The following is a 6,376-nucleotide window of genomic DNA, read 5'->3' as shown; positions in this document are numbered from 1 at the left end:
CAGCCGGCGAGCGCACCGATCCCGACGACGGCGAGCAGCGCCACCAGCCCGCGGCGCGTCACCGGCAGGTCGTCACGGCGCACAGAGCACCGTGCCCTTTGCCGCCGTGGGCGCCGGGCCGGCGAGCCGCTGGGTGTCCTGACCGGTGACCCGGACGGCGCCGATACCTTGTTCTCGCAGGTAGGCGCAGTCGAGCCGCCGGCCGGGCGGCGGGGTGCGCGGCACGCAGATCCGCCGTCCGGTGTCGGCCGCGACGTAGTTGTAGTCGCAGCCGTCCAGGCCCACCGGGATCGGGGAGGGGCTGCCGTTGCCTCGGGGCACGATCCGGCCGGACAGCGCGGCGGCCGGCGCGACCGCAGCGACGACGTCCTGCACGGCCGAATCGTGGCCAGCAGAGTCGTGGCCGGGGGGGCGGGGGCGGCTGGAGCCGCCGTCAGGCCACCCACCATGGCCGATCACCCCGGCTGCACCGTTGACGAGCGCCACCGCGAGCGCGACCGTCACCAGTACCCGCCGCCGCCCGGCCGCGGGAACGGGATCGGGAACGGGCGAGACATGTGGTCCGTCCAGGTCCGTGCTCACCCGACCCGCACCCATCGGGCGACCGAGGGAACCCCGGCGGTGTTCTGGGCGAACATCATGTAGTACCCCGGCGGCAGCAGGTTCGGATTGTCGGGGACATCGACCGAGAGCTGACCGCTCTGGCTGCCGGCCGAGACCGGCAGGTCGACGCTGCGCTGGTTGGGGTCGGCCTGATGGGTGACCGACGCGGGCCGCAGCAGCGTGACCCGGCCGATGTCGCCGTCGACCGTCAGCGCCTGCCGCGAGCCGTAGCCGAACGTGTCGGCCGCCTGGGTGATCGCGGGCCGTTGCCGGCTCATGTACCAGGGTCGGTAGATGGAGATCGCCTGGCTGAACGACCCGTCGAGCGGGTTGTTCCCCAGCGCCGCGACGCTGCCGTCGGGCAGCAGGAACGCCTGCGAATGGTAGGTCCGGTCCTCGGGGTCCGCCGGGATGGAGGTGAAGGTGTTCGCGACCGGATCGTAGATCGACGACTCGTGCACCGGGTCGGAGCGCAGATGCCGTCCGCCGCCGGTCTCCAGGACCTTCCCGTCGGGCAGGATCACGGCGCTGACGTACATCTTCGCCGCAGGCAGATCCGGGCCGGCCTGCCAGTGCGGGTCGGGCTGGCGCAGGTCGATGAGGTCGGTGGCGGCGATGGCGTCAGCCCCAGCGTCGCCGTTGCCGCCGCCCAGGGTCAGCACCCGCCCGGCCTGGGCCGGCGGGAGCAGCACCGAGGCGCCCTGGTCGCGCAGGTTCACGTGGCGCAGGCCCGGCACGTCGTTGACCGTCGCCGTGGCCGGGTCGTAGATGTTCGAGCCGGCCACGGTCGGCGCGTTGCCGAAGGTGTGGACGCCGGCGTAGAACAGCCGCCCGTCCGTCATCAGCTTCAGCTCCGGGTACAGGCCCCAGAAGAAGTACGTCTGCGGCACCTGGGCGGCGGAGAGCCAGGTCTGCCGGGAGCTGTCGAACATCTCGGTCGCGACGCTGCCGGCCGCGTTCTGGTCCAGGCCGCCCACGGCGAGGACGTCGCCGTCGCCCAGCGCGACCAGGCTGGGATACCAGTGTCCGCCGCCGGGCAGATCGTTCGTCGCCGTGTACGTGTCGGCCACGGGATCGAAGACGTAGCTCTTCGCCAGGCCCTTGTAGTTGGCCGTCGCGGTGGAGTATGCGGCCGTCCCGCCGGCCAGCAGGATTCGACCGTCCGGGAGCTGGACATGGCCGGAGCAGAAGAGGTCGTCCGCAACGGGAACATCTGTGAACTGACCCGTATTCGGATTCCACACGGTGGACTTGAAGGTGTGCGCGTCGAAGGCTGAAAGGTCGTTTCCGGAGCCGGCGACGAGCAGCACGTTCCCGGTGTGCAGGACGCTGGCGTGCACGGACCGGACGGAGCTCGGATAGCTGAGCGTCTGCCAGGATCCGCCGCAGTCGGCGGCGCACCCACCCGGCGGCGGGGGTGGGACGGGGCCAGGGTCGCCACCGCCGGTGTAGTCGACGCGGATCTGCGCCCCGCCGGCCCGGTCGTAGTACTCGGTGACGATCGTGTGGGTGCCCGCGGTCACCGTCGGGGTGGCGGTGAAGGTGGTCGGGCCCTGGTCGTTCCAGCCGTCGATCACCCGGGTGCCGTCGACGTAGACGCGCACCCCGTCGTCGGCGGTCGCGGCGATCGTGATCGGGCCGGCGGCGAAGCGGTCGACCCGGGTCCAGCGGGCGGAGAAGGCGTCCACGCCGATGCCGGCCACGCCCGGGCCGCCGACACCGAAGTCGTGATGCAGGCCGGTCTCGCAGCGCGCCGGCGTCGGCGCGCCGGCGAGCGTGACGTTGCCGAAGTACTGGGCCGACCACTGCAGGCCGTTGCACGCGGCCGCGGGCGTGACGGTGTAACCGACTCGGGCGGTCGCGCCCCCGGCGTGTTCGTAGTACTCCACCCGGATGGCATGGCTGCCGGCGGTGACCTCCGTACTCGCCGTGTACGTGGTGGGGCCCTGGTCGCGCCATCGGTCGATGATCGGCTGGTCGTCGAGGTAGACCCGGATCCCGTCGTCGGCGGTGACGGTGAACGCCAGGGTGCCGGCGGCGAAGGTCGCCGTCCGCGTCCAGCGGGCGGAGAAGTTGTCGGCACCGATGCCGGTCAGGCCGGGACCGTCGTCGCCCCAGGCGTAGTCGACGCCCGCCGAGCAGCGGGGCACCCCGGTACCGCTCAACGTCCGGTTCGGGAAGTAGATGCCGGCCCACTCGCCCGCGGCGCAGTCGGGCCCGGCACCGCTCGGCCCCGCCGGCCCGCCGGAGAGGTCGAACTCGACCATGGCGCCGCCGGCGTTCTGGTAGTACTCGACGACGATCGTGTGGGCACCCGCGGCCAGGGTGCGGGCGCCGGTGAACGTCTGCGGGCCGTGATCGCCCCAGCCGTCGGCGACGGACTGCCCGTCGATGAGCACCCGGACGCCGTCGTCACCGGTCACACTCGCCGTGTAGGCGCCGGCGGCGAGGGTGAACTGGCGGGTCCAGCGCACCGAGTAGCTGGTGGTCCCGATGCCGGTGACGCCGGGGCCGTTCGCCGACCAGTCGAAGTCGATGGCGGCGTCGCAGCGCTGCCCGGCCGGGTCGCCACCCAGATCGGTCCCGGTGTGGAACTCGGCGTTCCACTGGTCATCCGAGCAGGTCTGCGCCGACGCCGTCGGCGAGCCCGCGACCAGCAGGACGAGCTGCCCGACGGCCGAGGCCAGCACAACGGCGACGAGCGCCCGGCCCGACCGGGTCGGGCGGGCGAGCCGGCGCGGCCGCGGTGCACGATGCCGCAGCTCACGACGCCGCAGCTCACGATGCGGTGGCTCACGATGCGGTGGTCCTGGATGCCGCGGTTCACGTGGCCGCATCGGGGGCCTCCTCCCCCGGCGCGCCCGCCGACCAGGACAGGCCGCCTCGCCGATGCGCGCCCTGAGCCCGGCCCGGCCGGACTGCCCGCGACGGTCCCGCCGACTCGACTGCTGCCGTCGACGGCATCGGACGGCGGTAGACCAGCCGCTCCACCACCAAATACCGCACGATCACCGCGGCGGCCAGCGACAGCAGCGTCGCCGTGCCGACGCCGATCCCCCACCGGCCGACGAGCAGCGCCAACAGCGGCAGCCGGATGACGAGATCGACGTTGTTGATCACCGCGAACGTCGGGTAGCGGCGCAGGCGGGAGCCGGCCTGGCGGTCCCAGACCAGCAGCTCGCAGCCGGCGAAGTTCCAGGCGATCGCGACCTGCGTGGCGAGGATCGCCGCGGCCAAATAGTGCAGGCCAAGGTGGTGCAGGACGGCGGTGCCGAACAGGTTCGGGACGGTGCCGGACGCCCCGACCAGGGCGAACCGCGCCGGACGGGGCACTCGCAGCGAGAACAGCCGCCGGACGAATCGCACCCCCTCGGACATCGAGGCGTTCGAGGCGCCGGCGTGCCGCTCGGCGAAGGTGTAGCCGACCTCCCGGATGCGCAGCGGACCGGCGGTGGCCAGTAGTTCCAGCAGGATCTTGTAGCCGTCGGGACGCAGCCCCGCCTGGTCGACCGCGGCCACCCGGACGAGGAAGAAGCCGCTCATCACGTCGGAGACCCCGCGCAGCCGGCGCGGGAACGCCAGCCGGCAGAGCCGGTTCGAGCCGGTGGAGACGAGGTGACGGGTGGCGCCGGCGAGACCTGAGGCGCTGCCGCCGGGCACGTAGCGGCTGGCGATGACCACGTCGGCGGCGTCGTGCAGGGCCACGGCGAGCAGGGCGGGGATCGTTTCCGGCGGATGCTGCAGGTCGCCGTCGATGATGACCGCGTAGGGCGCCGCGCACAGGGCGAATCCCTCGCTGACCGCGCCGCCGAGCCCGCCCACCCGGTCCCGCGGCGCGCGGTGGTGCACCCGCACCGGCAGGCTCACCGTCGGCCGGACCCGGGCGATCGCCTCGGGGGTTGCGTCGTCGGAGTCGTCGACGAAGATGACCTCGCCGGCGAGTCCCCGCAGCGCCTCGTCGAGCCGGCGCAGCAGGGGCTCGATGTTGTGCGCCTCGTTGCGGGTCGGCACCACGACGGACAGCCGCAGGGCCATGGGCACGAGGCGGTGGGCGGTCGTCTGCGGGTCGGGATCAGGGTCCAGGACGAGATCCGGGTCCAGGACGAAATCCGGGTCCAGGACGAAATCCGGGTCCAGGACGAAATCCGGGTCAGTGATGAAGTCGGGATCGGGGACGAAGTCGGGATCGGGGGTGGAGACGGCGGGCCGGGGCGGGTCGGCCCTGGCCGGGCCCGCTGCCGCCGCGGCGGCCAGGCCGTCCGGTGGGGTGCGGGGTTGGGGCAGAACCGGCCGACGCAGCAGGCCGGTGAGGTCGTCGGGGAAATCCCCGGTACTCGTCGGCGTCATCGCGGTTGGCCTCCGCCCGGTCCGCGCGCCATCAGGCGGCGGACCCCCAGGAGGCGAACCGGCGCCGGCTGGTTCCCGTTCCCGGGGGCGGCGGCCGGCAATGCGAAACAGCGCCTGTCGAGCATGGTTGTGGCACGGAGCATGACGAATTTCCCCCAGCTGAAGCCGAAAAAGAAACAGCGAATCGGGCCATTTTTGTGACACCCCCGGCCCGAATCTCGGCCTGACAACTCCCGAGGCCGAGCGAAAAATTACCCTACGGTCGCGACAGGCGGGCACGAGTTCCCACCAGGCACACTCCGAGACACAACCGACGTCGCTACGCGACCCGTCGACAGACCCAACCAGCGCGGCAGTCCACCGCATTCTCGGCGGTAATCCTGCGCATCTTTATCGGTATCGACAACCGCCTTCTCTCGCGACCATGACGAGGATGGAGGACGCGGTTCATCGCATACACCTGATGCCGGACAAGCGGTCTTATGACCTGGATAGGGCGAGTACGGAACGCCGCGTCAGATGGTGACGTCCGGGGGCTCGGCGGTCGGCGGCTCGGCGGTCGGCGGCTCGGCGAGCAGCTCGGCGAGATGGCGGCCGTGCCGGGTGGTGACGTGCGCGACCTGGGTGCGACAGGAGAACCCGTCGGCGAGCAGCACCGCGTCGGCGGGTGCCGCCGCGGCCGCCCGGCCGATGCCGCGCTGCGCGATCGCGACGGAGACGTCGTAGTGCCCGGCCTCCATCCCGAAGTTGCCGGCAAGGCCGCAGCAGCCGGCCAGCACCTCCAGCCGGGCGCCGGCCGCCGAGAGCAGGTCGCGGTCGGCCGTGAAACCCATGACCGCGTGCTGGTGGCAGTGCGGTTGGGCGAGCACCCGTATCCCGTCGAGGCGCGGCGGTGCCCAGCCCGGGGTGGCTGCCAGCAGCTCGGCGAGCGTGCGGACCCCGCCTGCCACCAGGGCCGCGGCCGGGTCGTCGGCAAGCAGCTCGGTCAGGTCACCACGCAGCACCGCGGTGCAGGACGGTTCCAGGCCCACGATGGGCGTGCCCGCTCGGGCGTACGGCGCCAGGCTCGCCACCGATGCCCGCAGCCGTCGGCGCGCCTCGTCGAGCTGGCCGGTGGTGATCCAGGTCAGCCCGCAGCACACCGGGCCGGGCGGCACGATCACCCGGTAACCGGCCGCGGTCAGCACCTCGACCGCCGCCCGGCCGACCTCGGGCGAGAACGACTCGGTGAAGGAGTCGATCCAGAGCACCACGTCCCGGCCCTTGCCGCCACCCCCGACCCGGTCGCCGTCGGCCGCCAGTCCGCCACCCCCGACCCGGGCGCCATCGGCCGCCGGACCGCCGTGCGCGGCGGCAGCGCCGTTGCCGCTCGGCCCGCCGTCTCGCCGCAACCGCGCCTGCCACCAGCGGCTGAACGGCTCGACCG

General features: G+C 72.9%; 4 protein-coding genes. All 4 read right to left on the bottom strand.

All coding sequences use genetic code 11. From position 1 onward, the window contains the following. Positions 1 to 72: 72 nt before the first annotated feature. Positions 73 to 582 carry a hypothetical protein gene (locus tag ND748_RS22275; RefSeq protein WP_251747919.1) on the bottom strand — a complete coding sequence of 170 codons (510 nt, stop codon included), beginning with the start codon at positions 580 to 582 and terminating at the stop codon, positions 73 to 75. Further along, complete coding sequence (locus ND748_RS22270) at positions 579 to 3,440, bottom strand: PA14 domain-containing protein (RefSeq protein WP_251747918.1); 2,862 nt, start codon at positions 3,438 to 3,440, stop codon at positions 579 to 581. Before ND748_RS22270 ends, ND748_RS22275 begins: the two co-directional genes overlap by 4 nt. Continuing rightward, positions 3,427 to 4,950, bottom strand: a complete 1,524-nt coding sequence (locus tag ND748_RS22265) for a glycosyltransferase family 2 protein (RefSeq protein ID WP_251747917.1) — start codon at positions 4,948 to 4,950, stop codon at positions 3,427 to 3,429. The genes ND748_RS22270 and ND748_RS22265 overlap by 14 nt, the downstream gene beginning before the upstream one ends. A gap of 515 nt (positions 4,951 to 5,465) precedes the next feature. Further along, positions 5,466 to 6,376, bottom strand: a 911-nt coding sequence (locus ND748_RS22260) for a (Fe-S)-binding protein (protein ID WP_251747916.1), incomplete at its 5' end; no start/stop codon positions are given.

The organism is Frankia sp. AiPs1 (assembly GCF_023716945.1).
Lineage (GTDB): Bacteria > Actinomycetota > Actinomycetes > Frankiales > Frankiaceae > Frankia.
This window is presented reverse-complemented; position numbering and strand designations above follow the sequence as displayed.

Excerpts from the sequence above, each read along its gene's own strand:
- ND748_RS22270 (WP_251747918.1), bottom strand. The coding sequence starts at position 3,440 with ATGCGGCCACGTGAACCGCGGCATCCAGGACCACCGCATCGTGAGCCA.
- ND748_RS22265 (WP_251747917.1), bottom strand. The coding sequence starts at position 4,950 with ATGACGCCGACGAGTACCGGGGATTTCCCCGACGACCTCACCGGCCTG.